Below are 12,947 nucleotides of genomic sequence, written 5' to 3' on the forward strand. Positions count from 1 at the left end.
TGGATGCTGGACTCTCGATCCCCCCAACCAGCCAAGAAGGCCCGCAGATCGCACAGATGGATGTGTCCTGTAGACAGTCTCAGGTGGTCCGGCGGGCCCCACAAGATCAGGATCACCCGGAAATCAGCCATTAGTGATCAGTCGAAAGTGGTCAATGTCTGTCTGTTCGGGCTGCAGGCCGTAAACATCTGCAAATACGAAAGTTTTGAACACTTATAATTAATCACTGTAAATTACTGATAATTATTTTTCGGCAGATTGGAGGGCCCCCAGGGCTGCATCGCGGAAGGCGCGGCCGACACCACCCGGGCCGAGCTTGATGCCGCCGAAGATGCGGGACACGACCAACAGTCCTTCGAGATCGCGCTGCCGGAGCAGCTCGAGCATCTTCATCCCCGGCCTGCCAACCTCGCCATCGTCACGCGCCTGCTCGACCAGACGGCCGTTTTCGTCCCGGACCCGGCAGGCCCAGCAGTGATGGCGTGCCTTGTGGTACCTCCTCTTGCGCCGGGCAAGCTCTTTCTTGACCGCGTCGAGGGTCGCCGCCGGGACCGCGGCAGCGTGGAAACGCGACCGCTGTTCCGTGAGATCGTGCTCGGAGAGGGTCGTGATTCTCGGCATGATGGAAGGATACTCGATGCTGGATGCTTGATGCTGGATGCTTGATCCTGGATGTCGGATATTGGATGTTGGATCGACCCTCCCGCCCGGAGAGCCTGAAGATCATACGGAATCACACGGGGTGTTGAACACCGGGGTCTGTTGGGCGGCGGCAACTCTGTAGAATCAACCAATGAACATGCGTGCAGGCAGAGGTCAGGGGCGGTTTCAGAGCCTGACCGCAATATTCATCGCGGTTTCTCTTCTTGCGCAGGCCGGCCTGTGACCGTCGGCGGCACCTTCCCAACACCCGCCGATGCGGAATCTCTGGCTCGCGAGCACTGGGGACTCGTCTGCCGGGCCGAGCCGCTGGCGGGCGAGGTCGATCGGAACTTCCTCCTGGTGAGCGAAAACGGCGACCGTTGGGTGCTCAAGGTCTCGCGCGAAAACACCGACCCGACCGGCCTCGAGTACCAGATCGAAACGATGCGCTTCCTGGAGAACTCGCCGGTCGCACACCTGGTGCAACGGCCGCTCCCGACCGCCGATGGCCGGTTCCTGCTACCGTTCGGCCCGGGCGAGAGCGGGCGCTGCTGGGTCCGGGCCCTCTCCTTTCTCGGCGGGTCGCCGCTGGTCGATCTCCGCGATCGCCCGCCTGCATTTCTCATAGCGATCGGCCAGGCCCTCGCTCGCCTCGATCTGTCCCTGCACGGATTCGACCACCCGGCTGCGCACCGCGACCATCCCTGGAATATCGAGCGTACGGACGACCTCCTCCGCTTCGCCTCGCACATCCCCGATCCGGCGCGGCGCGAGCTGGTGGAGCGCCACGTGGAGCGCTTCCGTGACGACGCTGTCCCACGGCTCGCCGAACTCGAGCGGGGCGTGATTCACAACGATGCCAATGACCACAATCTGCTCGTGCAACGCAACGCACACGGTGAGCCGGCCCTTGCCGGCATCATCGATTTCGGCGATTCCCGCTTCACCGTCACGGTTGCCGAGCTCGCCATCTCCGCGGCCTACCTCATGCTCGACCGCGAGCACCCCCTGACCACTGCCGCCCTCGTCACCTCCGGCTACAACTCGGTCCGACCTCTGTCGACCGACGAGCAGGCGCTCCTCTTCGATCTCATCAAAGCCAGGCTCTGCGCCAGCCTTCTGATGTCGGCGCGGGGCCTGCACGAAGAACCCGAGAACGAGTACCTGCAGATCTCGGCCGCCCCCGTATGGCGGCTCCTGGAAAGGATGGCCATGATCGACCCCGACGAGGCGACCCGTGCCTTCGAGGAGGCGTGTGCCGGCTCCCGCACTCCGGTTCGAAGCGCCGAGGAGATCCTCGACGTCAGGCGCACCCATTTCGGCTTCAATCTCAGCGTCTCCTACTCGAAGCCGCTCAAGATCGTCCGTGGCGAGGGGCAGTACCTTTTCGACGACGCCGGCCGCCGTTACCTCGATCTGGTCAACAACGTCTGTCACGTCGGCCACTGCCACCCGCAGGTGGTGGCCGCAGCCCAGCGACAGATGGCCGAGCTCAACACCAACACCCGGTACCTGCACGACAATCTGGCGGAGTACGTCTTGCGGCTCGCCGGGACCTTCCCCAACCCGCTCGAGGTCTGCTTCTTCACCAACTCCGGCACAGAGGCCAACGACCTCGCTCTGCGCCTCGCGCGCACCCGTACGGGGTCGAAGGAGATCATCGTGCTCGACCACGCATACCACGGGCACTCGCCCTCGCTGGTCGAGATCTCACCCTACAAGTGCGAAGGCCCGGGAGGTCAGGGCCTGGCCGGGCACGCGCACAAGGTGCCGATGCCCGACACCTACCGTGGACCCCACCGGGGACTGGACGCCGGGATCCGCTACGCCGGCGAGGTGGGCGCTGCAATTGCCGATATCGCAGACGGGGGCAAGAAGCTCGGCGCCTTCATGGCCGAATCGCTGATCGGATGCGGCGGCCAGGTCATACCCGCTCCCGGATTCCTGGCGGCCGCCGCGGAGGCCGTGCGGTCGGCCGGCGGGGTGGTCATTGCCGACGAGGTCCAGGTCGGATTCGGAAGGGTCGGAACGCACCTGTGGGCATTCGAAAGCCAGGACGTCGTCCCCGACATCGTCACCCTCGGCAAGCCGATCGGCAACGGCCACCCGATGGCGGCGGTGGTAACGACCCGGGAGATCGCCGCCTCCTTCGTCACCGGCATGGAGTACTTCAACACCTTCGGCGGTAATCCCGTCTCGTGCGCGGTCGGCCTGGCGGTGCTCGACGTCATCGAGACGCAAGGTCTGCAGCAGCACGCGCTCGAGGTCGGCACCCACATGCTCGACGGCCTGCGCGAGCTTCAGGCTCGCCACTGTCTGATCGGCGACGTTCGCGGCCTCGGCCTCTTCATCGGCGTCGAGCTGGTCCGTGACCACCAGAGCCTCGAACCCGCCGACACCGAAGCTTCCCGAATCATCGACGAGATGAAGTCCCGCGGCTTCCTGCTCTCCACCGACGGCCCGTTGCACAATGTGCTCAAGATCAAGCCGCCGATGGTCCTGACCGCGGCCGACGCGGACCAGACCCTCGAAGCCCTCGACGAGATCCTCGGCGCGTTCGATTGATCGTGCCACGGGCGGAAACGTGAAACGTTAAACGTTGAACGTTGAACGTTGAACGTCGAACGTTCGCCCGGCATTTTCACCGGGTTTGGTGACGAGGGTGGCGCCGCCACCAAAGGTAGGCCGGCACTCCCGTCGCGATGAAGACGAGGCCGATAATCGATTCAACCGGTTTCTCGAGAAGCGTGTTGCCGACCAGCAGGACCGAGGCCAGGATAAAGAGGATAGGAACCCATGGATAACCAAAGACCCTGTACGGCCGCTCGACCTCCGGCCTTTTCCGGCGAAGAACGATGACGGCGCCCGCCGTCCCCACGTGGAAGAGCAGGGCGGCGAAGACCACGTAGGTGTAGATCTGCTCGTAGGTCCCCGAGAGTGCCAGCAGCACGGCCCACAGGCTCTGGGCCCAGAGGCTTCGTGCCGGCGTTCGATAGCGCGAGTGCACCTCTCCAAGACTGCGGAAGAACACGCCATCTCGGGCCATCGCGAGGTAGATGCGGGGACTGAAGAGGATGGTGGCCGCGAGGCAGCCGAAGGTTGACAGCAGGATGGCGAAGGACATCAGCCTGCCGCCACCGGCTCCGAAGAGTGCCGCCGCGGCGGTCTCACCGACTCTCGGCGTCGCCGCTATCTCTTCGAGCGGGAGGGCTATGAAGTAGACGATGTTGAGCAGGGCGTAGAGCACCATGACGATCACCGTGCCCCAGACGAGTCCGAACGGGAGGGTGCGCTGAGGGTCGCGCATCTCCCCGGCCGAGAAGGTCGCGCCGTACCAACCGTCGTAGGTCCATAACGCCGCGATCATGCCGATGCCGACTGCCGCCCACAGGTTGGTCTCTGGCAAATGCTTGAAGAGCGACACCCTGTCCGGAGCATCAACCAGGAACGCCAGCGCCACGAAGACCAGAATCGAGCCGATGCGAAAGACCGTCAGGAAGTTCTGCACGCCCGCCCCTTCGCGCAGGCCCACGTGATTGACTGCGGTGAGCAGAAGAATCGCCAACGAGGCTGCGATCTGCCCTCCGGAAACCGACCAGGTCCAGCTTCCGATCGGCACCGAGAGCAGGACGTTGGCGGTCGAGAACACGGGGATGAAGCTGCCCAGGTACTCCCCGAACGCCACCGCCAGAGCGGCGATGCCACCGGACATGATGACCAGGAAGCAGGCCCAGCCGTAGAGAAAGCCCCAGAAGGTGCCGTAGGCCTCTTTCAGGTAGTGGTACATGCCGCCGGCGCGCGGGAAAAGCGCACCGAGCTCGGCATAGGTGAGGGCACCGGCCAGGGTCAGGAATCCCCCGAGAACCCACACCAGGAGGATCATCCCCTGGTGCGGCAGCACCCGGGCGATGTCGGCAGTCGTGATGAAGATGCCGGTGCCGATGACCGAGCCGACCGTGAGCAGGGTCGCGTCCCAGCGCCCGAGCCCCCGGACGAGGCATTCCGAGGTTGGTTGTTCCTCAGTGCGCACCGCACCTCACCGTACGGTATCTCCCTGAAAATAGCCCCGGCGGCCCGAGGCGAACGCGATCAACTCGGGCGCAGCCCTGCTCGAACCCTCGATCGACAGACAACGGTACGCCCTCTGACCTCATGGACACGATGGGTTCCCAAGGCATTTCAACCCGACAGAAACTACCACGATCAGATCATTGAAATCGCCTGCGACCCGACCCGACTCGTCTATTTCATGGTCAACGGCGATGCCGGTCCGGCATGGTCTTCGAGATGGAGGGGTGAGAACGGCGCCACCCGCGGGTCCATCGACGTCCCAATCGAGAGCCTGATTGGACTCAGGTTAGTATTGTCGAATCAGCGACAGGTCCTCCCCCGAAGGGCTCGGGTGGAGGACCCGGTCAAGTGAGGACGAGAGCACCATGAAGATCGAAGTCTTCGAAATGGAACGAATGCAGTCGACCTGGGAAAACCTGGTCGAATTCGACCTGAGCGAGAGCGGTGTGCTCCCGGTGTCACTCCGCGAACTTTCCGAAATGGGATTCGACCTGGAGTGGGCACTGGATACGCCGCTGACCTACAGTCAGTCCAACGGCACCCCGGAGCTGAGAGAGGCATTGTCTCAGATCTACCCCGGCACGACCATCGACAACTTCGAGGTCACCAATGGGACCTCGGAGGCCAACTACCTGGTTCCACTGAGCCTGTTGCAGGAAGGGGACGGGTTCGCCCTCGAAGTGCCGAACTATATGCAGCTCTGGGGAGTGCCCCGAAGCATGGGCGCCGAAGTGAACATCTTCCGGCTGTTGCAGGATGAAGACTGGGAACCCGACTGGGCGGAATTCGAACGGGCCGTCACCCCCCGCACCCGCCTGGTCTACGTCTCCAACCCCAACAACCCCACCGGGTCGGTGCTGTCCAGACGCTCCATGGAAAGAATCGTCGCGCGTTGCGAGGAAATGGACGCCTATTTGCTCGCCGACGAGGTTTACCTGGGGGCGGAGATCGACGGCCCCCGCACTTCGAGTTTCTGGGGCTTGAGTGACCGGGTCATTGTCACCAGCGGTCTGTCCAAGGCGTTTGGCATACCGGGAGTCCGAATCGGCTGGATCGTCGGCCCGAAGGATCTGGTTCACGAGTGTTGGACGCAGCACGATTCGGTGACGATCTGTCCGAACAAGCTGTCCGATGCGGTGGCCCGCATCGCGGTGCAAAAGGAAAACCGGGAGAGGCTGTACGAACGGGGCCGCGCTCTTCTCCAGAGGAATCGGAAGATCTTCAGCGAGTGGGTCGCCGGACTGGGCGAAGGGTTCTCCTTCATCTCCCCGCAAGCCGGGGCCATGGCCTTTTTGAAGTACTCGTCGCCGACGCCGAGCCTCGAGCTCGCCGAACGGGTTCGCAACAACCAGAGCACACTCATCGTTCCCGGGATTCACCTGGGCCTCGAGGGCTACCTACGCATCTGGCTGGGGGGAGAGCAGGCCTATCTCGAGGAGGGTTTGCGCCGGATCGCAGCGGAGCTCGTCTGACCTCATTTTGAGGTCAAAATCTCGTACACCGCCTTCGAGATCTGGATATCCTGAACGGCGACCCCGGTGAGGTCGGCAACAGTGATCTGGGAATCGTCATTCCTCCGATGCGCCGGATCGACAATCACATCCCCGAGTTCGACAACATCTCCGTCCCGCAACACACCGGCCTCGAATGCATGGTAGATCTCACCCCGAACCCGGCTCTGCTCGATGCTGTCGGCAACCAACAAATCGGCCTTCGCCAGAATGCCCGGGTCGAGCTCGTTTTTCTCCCGGGTGTCCGACCCCATGGCTGTGATGTGCGTTCCTTGCCGGATCTGTTCGGCCCGTAGAAGAGGGGTGCGCGACGGGGTCGCGGTGACAATCAGGTTGCAGGTTGCGGCTATCTCATCGCCGATCAGGGTGGTCTCGACCGCGAGCCCGCGGCCCTCCATCACCTCCCGGTAGGCGTCGAGCTCCTCCTCGCCGGTCCCCCAGACTACGACATCGCGACACTTGACGATCGGCAGCAGCGCCTCGACCTGCATCCTGCCCTGGACTCCGGCCCCGAAAACCCCGATTCGCTTGACCCGGCTCGGCGCCAGATACTTGGCAACGACAGCGCCGGCCGCCGCTGTGCGCACATTGGTCAGATGACACTCGTCGAGCAGCACACACTCGAGCTGCGCAGTCTTCTGACTGAAGACCAGCATGAGACCGTCGGCTGCCGGCAGCCCGAGCGTCACGTTGTTGTAGAAGCCGGAGGCGACCTTGATGACGAAAAAATCGTCGTCCTTGATGTAGCCGTACTTGATATGGACGTCGCCGGGCGGGTCCTCGAAGACCAGCTCGCCGACAGGCGGCACCACGACCTTCCCCTGGGAGTAGGCGACGAACCCCTCTTCGATGGCCTTTGTTACATCGACCTTTTGCAGTGCATCCTCGATCTCGGTTCGGTTGAAGATCTCGGGCATATGCTCTCCTCACGGCTCCCTCTGGTGGGGTGACGAGGTTAGCATGCAGGTTAACGCCGTTACCGGAGAAAAACACCACCGCAGAGGATGCCCGGCGAGAACACCGTGCTAGCCACCGAAATCGGTCTTCGTGCCCAGTCCCCGCTCCAGAGCCCGCCGGTAAACCAGCGTTGCCGAGGCGATGTCCTCGACCGCCAGTCCGAGCGAACGGAAGAGCGTGATCTCGGTCTCGGAGGTGCGGCCGGGGTGGTCGCCGTTGAGCACCTCGCCAAGCTCGGGGACCACCAGGCCGCGCTCGAAAATCCCCTCTTGGATGGCGCTGATGTACTCCCCCGCCTCGTTGTCAAGCGACTCCCTCCGGTCGGTGAAGAGTGACACCATCGGCAACACCCCAGGGTGAATCTCCCGCCACGAAGGTATGGACGCCCCCACCGCATTGATGTGCTGTCCCGGTTCGAGCATTTCGGCGAAGAGGATCGGCTCGCGGGCGGAGGTTGTCGTGCAGACGATGTCGGCACCATCGATAGCCGCGCCCGCGTCGAGTGCCGGTTCGATCGGCACGCCGTGACGATCGGCCTGCTCCTCGACGAAGGACCCGACCTTTTCGGCATCCCTGCTCCATACCCGGATCTGCGATATCGGACGTACCTCGAGCATCGCGTCAACGTGCGAGCGGGCCTGGGTCCCGGAGCCGAGAACGGCGAGGATCGAGGCGTCCTGGCGCGCCAGACGATCGGTCGCGAGCGCCGACACCGCCGCGGTACGAATTGCGGTGATCGCACCCGCCTCACACAGCGCCAGCGGCGCGCCGCCAGCGGGGTCGAAGATGAGGACCGCTCCCTGGTGGGAGTCGACGCCGAGCTCGCCAGGGTCGTCGACCACGCTCAAGACCTTGACGCCGAAGGGCTGCCCGGTGGCCAGCGATCCCGGCATCCAGGCCAGAACTCCCTGACGATCCGGACGCAGGAAGCCGTCCCTGAGCGGCTGCACGCCCTGCCCTCGCGCGAGATCGGCGAGGGCCCTCCCCACGACCTCCATGCAGTCGCTAATCGACAGCAGCTCGCGAACCTGAGAATGGTTGATGATCAGCACGCCGTCCGCTCTCCCTCTGTTCTCTGCAATATTCAGCCGACGTAGGGGCGCAGCCACTGCATCAGCTGTCCACGATCCATGGCACCCGGCTGGCGCGCCACCTCGCGCCCCTCGCGAAACACCATCGTTGTCGGAATGCTGCGGATGTCGAAGCGGGCGGCGATTGACTGCGCCTCTTCGGTATTCAACTTGGCCAGTCTGACTCGCGGTTCGAGCTCGCCCGCCGCCTGCTCGAAGGCGGGCGCCATCATCCTGCAAGGGCCACACCACGGCGCCCAGAAATCAACCACCACGGGGATGTCGTTGCGCGAGGTCTGCCTGTCGAAATTGGCCTCGTCGAGGTTTACCGGTTTGCCGTCGAAGAGCTGGCCCTTGCATTTGCCGCAGCGGGGACCATCCTCGATTCGAGACTCGAGAACCCGGTTCACCGAATTACAGTGGGGACAGACGATATTGAGCGTTTCCGACGGTGGATTCATTTCGCGACCTCCTCTGACTCCGAACCTCCGGCGGTCCGGGATACCTTCCCCTCCTGGAAGAATGGGTCATTGTACCGTGCACCTGTGGGTCCGCCTTCCGCTCGTCCAGGACCGTCTCGCCACAGGCAATCTGCGATAGAATCCTGGATCCGCTGAGGATCGAGATCGGCAGGTCATCATGTGTGGGTTGGTCGGAATTCTGGGGTGCGAGGGACCCGACGAGGAGCGTCGGCAGCTTGTCCACGCGATGGCCGAAACCATGGTCCATCGCGGGCCCGACGGCGAGGGTTATGTGGCGCGTGAGGACTGTGCACTCGGATTTCGGCGGCTCGCGATCATCGATGTCGAAGCCGAATCACCTCCGTTCCCCAACGAGGATCGGTCATTGTGGTCTATCTGCAACGGGCAGATCTACAACGCCCCGGACCTCTTCGAGAATCTCCGCAGCAAGGGCCACACCTTTCGCACCGAAACCGACACCGAAGCGATCCCCCATTTGTACGAGGAGTACGGCGCCGACCTTGCCGAGCACCTCAACGGCATGTTCGCATTCGCGGTCTGGGACGAGCCGCGCCAACGCCTTTTGCTGGCCCGTGATCGTGCCGGAGAGAAACCCCTCTTCTACTGGACCAACGGTCGCGAGCTCGTCTTCGCGTCTGATCTGCGCGCCTTTCTGGTCCACCCGCGGATCAGCGTGGCGATCGACCCGGTTGGCCTCCGCCGCTACCTGACCCACGACTATTTCCCCGCTCCACTCAGCCCGTTGCAGGGCATCCGCAAGCTGCCAGCCGGGCACCTGCTGATCGCAGAAGATTGCGGAATCTCGGTCCGGCAGTACTGGGATCTCGCTGACCACTTCGTGCAGCCCGAGCTGGCCCGCCGAAGTGCCAACGACCTTGCCGACGAGCTCGACTGCCTCATCGGCCAGGCCGTGCGCCGCCGCAGCCGCTCCGACGTTCCCTTCGGGCTCTTCCTGTCCGGCGGCGTCGACTCGTCGACTGTGCTCGCACATCTTGCAGAGCAGCAGGGTGACGGCGTGCCCGTCTTCTCGATCGGCCATACCGACCAGGACTTTGACGAGGCGAGCATGGCCGAGGTCACAGCTCGTCATTTCAAAGCCGACTTCAACCAGCTCATCCTCGACGAGAGGCAGCTGGCCGATGGGCTGCGGAGGATCGGTCCGGGCCTCGGCGAACCCCTCGGCGACGCCTCGACAATCCCCAGCCACCTCCTGGCCCTCTTCGCGCGGGAAAAGGTGAAGGTTATCCTGTCCGGAGAGGGCGCCGACGAGCTCTTCGCGGGCTACCCCACCTACATCGGCAACAAGGTGGCCGAGATTTACAACCGCATCCCGCGGCCGATCACGGATCTCGCGGTCAAGATCGCGCTCAAGGTGACGCCGGTGTCGATGGGCAACGTGAGCTTCGACTACCTCCTGAGCCGCTTCGTGTCCGCAGCCGAGCAGGACCTCGTCGAACGCCACCACACCTGGTTCGGCAGCCTTTCTCCGGAGATGCAGCGGGACGTCCTCGCACCTCGGGTCCTCGAGAAACTCGATGGTGACGACCCGTTCGGCTCGGCGCGATCGCGCCTCGAAGGCAAAGACTTCCCCGACAGTCTCTCCAGGCTCCTCTACATGGACTTCACCATGTATCTCCAGGACGATCTCCTGACCAAGGTCGACCGCGCGACCATGCTCGCCTCGCTCGAAGCACGGGCGCCGTTCCTCGATCACGACCTCTCGGAGTTTGCCGCGGGCCTGCCGTCGAGCCTCAAGCTGAAGGGCAAAAGCACCAAGGACATACTCAAGAAGGCCGTCAGCAAACGCCTCCCACCGGAGATCATCAAGCGCCGCAAGCGTGGTTTCAACATTCCATTTTCGAAGTGGCTGCTGCACGGGCTTGGCAGAGAGCTCGAGGAGAGATTCTCCACCGAACGCGTCGAGACACGCGGCCTCTTCAACCCCACGGGCATCAACGCTCTTCTCGATGAGCACCTGTCGGAGCAGGCTGACCACCGAAAACCGCTCTTCACCCTGCTGGCCTTCGATCTGTGGTGCGATGCCACCTTCGGTGAGGGCACCCGCATACCGCTCGGCGATACCGGGGAGGCCACCTCGTGAAGGCTTCGCGCCTGGTTCTGCTGCTGGCCGCGGTACTCTTCATCTGCAACATCTGGGGCTACGATCTGTGGGCTCCTGACGAGCCGTTCTTCGGCGAAGGCGCCCGTGAAATGCTGGTCGACGGCCACTGGCTGGTGACCTACGTCAACGGCAAGGTCAACACCCACAAGCCTCCGTTCTTCTTTTGGTTGATCGCGCTCCTGTCTCTGCCCCTTGGCAGGGTCACGTCCTTCACCGCCCGCCTGCCGTCCGCCCTCGCCTCCCTCGGCACCGTGGCGCTGGTCCTCCGCCTCGGTCGACGATCGGCATCCGAGCGTACAGCGGTCCTCGGGGCGTTCATGCTCACGACCACCTATCTCTTCTGGGACAAGGCGCGCTCGGTGCAGATCGATGCCGTCATGTGCTGCCTCATCTGGGTCGCCCTATCAGTTTTCGATTCGTGGCGCTCGGGTGACCTCGAAGGCCGCCGCGCCGGTTGGATGTTCTGGGCGGCCGCGGCTCTTGCGGTGCTTGCCAAAGGACCGGTTGGCCTCCTGCTTCCGCTCGGAGTCGCCCTCACGACGCTCGCTTTCGACCGCGAGATTGGCCGCTGGCGCGATTTCGCGCCCTTCACCGGGCCCATGCTCTTCGCCGCGATCTGCGGCGTGTGGGTGGTAGCGACCATGTTGTGGGGGCCGGCCGAGTACTCGGTGTGGGGAGCGCTCAAAGAGCATTTCGTCGACCGGGGAATCCACGGAATGCACCACGCCCAGCCGTGGTGGTACTACGCCAAGGTCCTGCCTCCCCAGCTTCTGCCCTGGACCTTCCTCGTCCCAGGCGCGATGGTTTATGCCTGGCGCCGGCGCGACCGTACCGATCGCTTCCTTTTGACCACCGTCATATTCGTCGTCCTCTTCTTCTCCATCTCGACCGAGAAGCGAACCCTCTACGTGCTGCCCGCCTTCCCGGCATTCGCCCTGATGACGGCTCGCTTCGTGGGCGCGGTGCTCGGGTGGGAGGAAGGCCCTGCGATGTCGCGACGGTGGGTCACCGCAGGGCAGTCATTTCTCGCCGGCCTGCTGATCCTCCTGGGCTTGGTCGCACCGTTCGCTGCGCAGAGAATCGATGAGGTGCCATCGTGGGTCTTCTTCGTGCTGTCCGGCCTCCTCCTCGCGGCCGGCGTGGCGACGCTCTGGGCGGTCGTCAAACGACACGACCTCGGTGCAGCAGTGGCTCCGGGAATCGCCTTCGCGGTCGCCTATCTCTTCGTCTCAGTCACCGTGTATCCAATGGTGAACACCTTCAAATCTGGACGCGAGTTTGCCGAAATCATCGCCGAGGAAACAGCCGCCTCGCGAGCGGCAGGCCACGAGGTACTGGCCTTCGATCTCGGTAATCTGCCGATCCACTACGCCTTCTACACGGACGGCGTCTACACCATCGAGACAAATGATGCTGGTGATCTGGCGCGCCATCTCGACTCGGATGACCGGGTGTTGGGCATCGCCAATGCCGATCGGCTCGATGAGTTGCCGCAGGAGATCCAGGATCACCTGCAGATCATCGCCACAACCAGCGCCAGCCGGCGAAACGTGGCGCTGATCGCCAATCGCCCTCCCAGCCCAAGTTGAGAGTTGAGAATCGAGAGTTCTCCACATCCCACCCATGGAGTCCGCGAGGGCGGTCGGGAACTCTAAACTCTCAACTCTTCACTCTCAACTCAATTTGTCGAGCACCCTCCGCAGGCGATCCTCGACCTGCTCGGCGATTGGCGCGACGCTGGGGTTGTCGACCAGCGAGAAACCCGCGGTTGGTTTGAACGCAGACACGATCGACCCGCCGCCCTCGCGCTCCATCACAACAACGTTGCAGGGAAGAAGGACACCGATGAACGGTTCGCCGCTCATTGCCTGATGAGCGAACTCCGGGTTGCAGGCGCCGAGGATCACATAGCGTTTGAAATCGACGTCGAGTTTTTTCTTGAGGGTCGCCTTGACATCGATCTCGGTGAGAACGCCGAATCCCTCATCGGCCAGCAACTCGGTGGTCTTTTCGACCGCGGCATCGTACCCGAGGTCCGGAAGCTCCTTGACCAGCGCGTAACGGATTTCCATTGGTCACACCCTTTCCAAAA

10 protein-coding genes are annotated in these 12,947 nt (G+C 63.4%); 4 read left to right on the forward strand and 6 right to left on the reverse strand.

The features are described 5' to 3' along the window. Positions 1-243 precede the first annotated feature (243 nt). Positions 244-621, reverse strand: a complete 378-nt coding sequence (locus tag LJE93_01030) for a YigZ family protein (protein MCG6947486.1) — start codon at positions 619-621, stop codon at positions 244-246. Positions 622-882: 261 nt separating this feature from the next. On the opposite strand from LJE93_01030, the gene LJE93_01035 reads away from it, so the two are divergent. After that, positions 883-3,207, forward strand: coding sequence for an aminotransferase class III-fold pyridoxal phosphate-dependent enzyme (locus LJE93_01035; protein MCG6947487.1), 2,325 nt, complete (start codon positions 883-885; stop codon positions 3,205-3,207). Positions 3,208-3,283: 76 nt separating this feature from the next. On the opposite strand, the gene LJE93_01040 is transcribed toward LJE93_01035, so the two are convergent. Continuing rightward, positions 3,284-4,672, reverse strand: a complete 1,389-nt coding sequence (locus LJE93_01040) for an amino acid permease (protein MCG6947488.1) — start codon at positions 4,670-4,672, stop codon at positions 3,284-3,286. Between the two features lie 406 nt (positions 4,673-5,078). On the opposite strand from LJE93_01040, the gene LJE93_01045 reads away from it, so the two are divergent. Then, a complete protein-coding gene (locus LJE93_01045; protein MCG6947489.1) occupies positions 5,079-6,185 on the forward strand; it encodes an aminotransferase class I/II-fold pyridoxal phosphate-dependent enzyme in 1,107 nt (368 codons plus the stop codon). A 2-nt stretch (positions 6,186-6,187) separates the two neighbouring features. Here LJE93_01045 and LJE93_01050 read toward each other — a convergent pair whose 3' ends face one another. The 3 genes from LJE93_01050 to trxC form a co-directional block, all read right to left on the reverse strand. Further along, positions 6,188-7,141: an ornithine cyclodeaminase family protein gene (locus tag LJE93_01050; protein MCG6947490.1), complete on the reverse strand. Its 954-nt coding sequence runs from the start codon at positions 7,139-7,141 to the stop codon at positions 6,188-6,190. Between the two features lie 108 nt (positions 7,142-7,249). Continuing rightward, complete coding sequence (locus LJE93_01055; protein ID MCG6947491.1) at positions 7,250-8,233, reverse strand: ornithine cyclodeaminase family protein; 984 nt, start codon at positions 8,231-8,233, stop codon at positions 7,250-7,252. A 32-nt stretch (positions 8,234-8,265) separates the two neighbouring features. Continuing rightward, positions 8,266-8,712: a thioredoxin TrxC gene (gene trxC, locus LJE93_01060; GenBank protein MCG6947492.1), complete on the reverse strand. Its 447-nt coding sequence runs from the start codon at positions 8,710-8,712 to the stop codon at positions 8,266-8,268. A 178-nt stretch (positions 8,713-8,890) separates the two neighbouring features. Here trxC and asnB point away from each other — a divergent pair, with 178 nt between their 5' ends. Further along, a complete protein-coding gene (gene asnB / locus LJE93_01065) occupies positions 8,891-10,834 on the forward strand; it encodes an asparagine synthase (glutamine-hydrolyzing) (GenBank protein MCG6947493.1) in 1,944 nt (647 codons plus the stop codon). After that, a complete protein-coding gene (locus LJE93_01070; protein ID MCG6947494.1) occupies positions 10,831-12,444 on the forward strand; it encodes a glycosyltransferase family 39 protein in 1,614 nt (537 codons plus the stop codon). Before asnB ends, LJE93_01070 begins: the two co-directional genes overlap by 4 nt. Positions 12,445-12,528: 84 nt before the next feature. Here LJE93_01070 and LJE93_01075 read toward each other — a convergent pair whose 3' ends face one another. After that, a complete protein-coding gene (locus tag LJE93_01075) occupies positions 12,529-12,927 on the reverse strand; it encodes a DUF302 domain-containing protein (GenBank protein ID MCG6947495.1) in 399 nt (132 codons plus the stop codon). Between the last annotated feature and the right edge of the window lie 20 nt (positions 12,928-12,947).

The organism is Acidobacteriota bacterium (assembly GCA_022340665.1).
Lineage (GTDB): Bacteria > Acidobacteriota > Thermoanaerobaculia > Thermoanaerobaculales > Sulfomarinibacteraceae > Sulfomarinibacter.